The following is a 3,140-nucleotide window of genomic DNA, read 5'->3' on the forward strand; positions in this document are numbered from 1 at the left end:
AAGCGCATGCCGCGCCCGCGCGCGCCTCGTCGCGCGGCGCGCTGGCCGGACTCGTCGAGCGGCTCGCGCGCGACGCGCAGGCGGACCGGCGTGGCATCGATCCCGAACTCGTCGACTATTTCCGCGCGACCTGGGCGAAGGTCCGCACCGAACAGCAGTATCGGCAATCGCTCGACCAGGTCCCGCGCAATGCGGGGCCGCTCAATTCGAACAGCCTTGTGCACCGGTCGCTGTCGACGATGCGCGAGCTGTCGCCCGCGTATCTGCAGCAGTTCCTCTCGTATGTCGATGCGCTCGCGTGTCTCGAGGATCTCGTCGGCGCCGGCGCGCAGCCCGACAAGGAGGCGGCGCGCACGAAGACGGCGAAGCCCGCGAAGCCGGCGAAGAAGGGCACGCGCACGCGCGTACGTTAGCGCCGCGACGGCGGCGCTAACGGCATCGCATTGCTGCTGTCCGGCGCGCCGCATACGGCATTCGTCATCGCGGTCGCGCGCGCCAGTTCGTCGAGCGTCCATCCACGGCCGAGCAAGAGGCGCCGCGTGTGCAGCGCATCGTGTACCTGCGTCGCAACGGCTTCGCCGAGATAGCGCAGCGCGCGGCCTTCGACGTCGACGAAGCCGTGCCGGTACTCGTGTGCGAGCGCGTTCCACAGCTGCGCCGCGCCGACCGACTGCCGCGCGCCGCTAATCAGGCACTGCCCTGCGTCGAGCGCCCATCGATAGAGCGCGGTCGCGAGCCCGCGGCGCTGCATCGATCCGCGCAGCCGCGTATGCGGCGCGCGCAGGTGACGATCGGCGCGACGCGGGATTTCCGGCAGCCGGTTGAACACCGTGTAGCCGGCCAGTTCGCGCGCGGCCGGATTTTCCACGTAAAGAAAGTATTCGCCGTCCGCTTCGCGGTGGCGCACGATCAGGCCAGAGTCGCCGAGCGCGACGGCCGGCAGGCCGTGCAAGCGGTGGCCGCGCTCGTGCAGACGCGCGTAGAGCGCGTCGAGTTCATCGTCGATGTCGTGCTGGGCATGCTGTACGTCGATGCGCATGGCAAAAGGCGCCCGTCCCGGGCGTATCGAGAAGGTGGTTCATCGCAATAGGGAAAACGGAATGGAAGCGGCCCCCGTGCTCGACGCGCGAGCCGGGGCCGCGAATCAGCTGGGGATGTGCTGGAAACCGGCGGCGATCGCGGCGAGGCCCGCGATGCAGAGTCCGAACAGGATCACGATTTTGTGGATCACGCCTCTCTCCTCAAGAACGCGCGGCGCGCAACGGCGGTGCCGCGGAGACGGTGACGACGGGCGACGCCCGTGCGGCCATCGTACGTAGCGATGGTCGGTGTCCGCGCATCGGTTGCGCGCGGACGGTCAGCACCATACGCGACGCGACCGGCGCGGGCAACCGGCTCGACGGAGAAAGGCGACGAAAACGGCGCAAACGCGCGGTTTCGCGACGATCGGTCGCAACCGCGTGCGCCAGGAAGCGGTGTCGTGCCCGAACGAATGGGCGGGCGTCGGCGCGCGATCGTCCCGACGCCCCGACGCCCGCGAGCGCGAGCGCGAGCGCGTGCGTCAGGCCGGCTGCCGCGCGCCGAATGCCTGCCTGATCCGCGCGAACAGCCCGTGCTGCGCGATCCATTCGGCGTACGCGCGATAGTCGGGATCGCGCATCAGATGACGTTCCTCGGTCTTCGCGCGCACGTAGTAGATGAGATTCACCGCGACGAGCCCCGCGCAGTGCATCAGCCCGACCTGCCAGCCGAGCGGCTCGACGAACGGCACCGAGACCATCCAGTACGACAGGTTCTTCGTGATGTAGGCCGGATGCTTCGTGAACCGGTATGGGCCCGACGTGATGATTCCGCGGTTCGTCAGGTTCGAGAAGCGCAGCCCGAACGAGATCGTCGACAGCGCGTACGTCAGCAGCAGCAGGATGATCACGGTGCCCCAGATCACGCGCAGCGTCGGCGCGGACAGCAGCCAGTTGTCCCAGAACAGCGAGCCTTCGTAGCGGATGTAGTTGTTCGAGATCAGCGACCAGAACGGCTGGTAGCAGATCAGCGCGGCGACCCAGCCGAGCGTCGTCGGCTCGACGGTGCGCACGTGGCTGTCGAGAATGCGGAACGTGCACAGATAGCCGACCGTGCCGAACATCAGGTCCATCGTGAACGACAGGTCGTAGAGGAAGACGAACGTCGCGAGCGTCATCGGCGCGTGCAGCGCATTCGCGAGCGATGCGCTCAGATGATCGGCGTCCTTCGACAGATAGACGGTCATCAGCGGCAGGAAGAACGCCTTCACGCCCCAGCCGGCGAGCATTTCTCGCACCGGTTGCCAGTTCGCAGGCTTTTCGCGGCGAAACAGGAAGCGGCCCCACAGCAGGTAGGCATCGTCCGTCTCGCGCTGATGGCGATCCATCCACGCGAAATAGAACGGCGCAGCGACGATCACGTACGGCGCGAGCGAGCGCAGCAGCGACCAGAATGGCAAATAGAACGCGCCGTGATACTCGGGCAGCAGCCAGTAGATCGCGCCGATTCCGGCGTAGATCGACGCGAGCGCGCCGAGCCGCGTCGCGACGCGCGCGATGCCGAGCGGCCGCACGGCCTGGCGCGACAGCCCCGCGCTCGGGCGCAGATAGACACGGGAAATCAGCAATTCGTACAACGCGATCGTGCCGATGATCGACAGGCTCGCGACGACCGCGCGGGTCGCCGCGTCGAGGTCGGGACGATCGCGCGTGATCCAGAGCGCGAAGAGGCCGGCCGCGATGCCCAGCAGGCCGGCGCGGAACGGGGTGGCGGAACGGGGCGGGCGGTCCTGGACCGCGGCGATGCCGTCGAGCGTGGAATTCATGATCGGATCCTCGTCAGGATGGGGGCCGGCGTCCCCGCGCGGCGGGTGACGCCGGCCGTCGGCCGGGCTTTGGAATGATGTGTGCCCGGCCATTGGCCTTTGGTTCTAGTGCGTACCGCGTTACTTCTTCGTGCCGCCCAGCAGACCGCCGAGCAGGTTCGTCACCGGCGACAGCAGGTTGCCCGTGCCGCCCGCGGCCGCCCCGCCGTTGGAACTGCCGCTCAGCCCGGCCGACACGGTGCCGCCGCCGGACGGCGTCGTCGCCGCGCCGCCGGCGCCGCCGGTTGCACCGGCG

General features: G+C 68.7%; 3 protein-coding genes. 1 reads left to right on the forward strand and 2 read right to left on the reverse strand.

What is annotated here, in order from left to right; genetic code table 11:
• On the forward strand, positions 1-413 hold a 413-nt coding region (locus HMPREF3115_RS22885; RefSeq protein WP_141751718.1), incomplete at its 5' end, for a DUF2894 domain-containing protein.
• Here the strand turns inward: HMPREF3115_RS22885 and HMPREF3115_RS22890 are convergent.
• A complete protein-coding gene (locus tag HMPREF3115_RS22890; RefSeq protein ID WP_059941036.1) occupies positions 410-1,039 on the reverse strand; it encodes a hypothetical protein in 630 nt (209 codons plus the stop codon). The genes HMPREF3115_RS22885 and HMPREF3115_RS22890 overlap by 4 nt on opposite strands.
• 522 nt (positions 1,040-1,561) lie before the next feature.
• Complete coding sequence (locus HMPREF3115_RS22895) at positions 1,562-2,845, reverse strand: isoprenylcysteine carboxylmethyltransferase family protein (protein ID WP_006397897.1); 1,284 nt, start codon at positions 2,843-2,845, stop codon at positions 1,562-1,564.
• Positions 2,846-3,140: the final 295 nt, after the last annotated feature.

The sequence above is a fragment of the Burkholderia sp. HMSC10F09 genome, assembly GCF_001806955.1.
Classification (GTDB): domain Bacteria; phylum Pseudomonadota; class Gammaproteobacteria; order Burkholderiales; family Burkholderiaceae; genus Burkholderia; species Burkholderia multivorans.

Excerpts from the sequence above, each read along its gene's own strand:
- HMPREF3115_RS22890 (WP_059941036.1), bottom strand. The coding sequence starts at position 1,039 with ATGCGCATCGACGTACAGCATGCCCAGCACGACATCGACGATGAACTC.
- HMPREF3115_RS22895 (WP_006397897.1), bottom strand. The coding sequence starts at position 2,845 with ATGAATTCCACGCTCGACGGCATCGCCGCGGTCCAGGACCGCCCGCCC.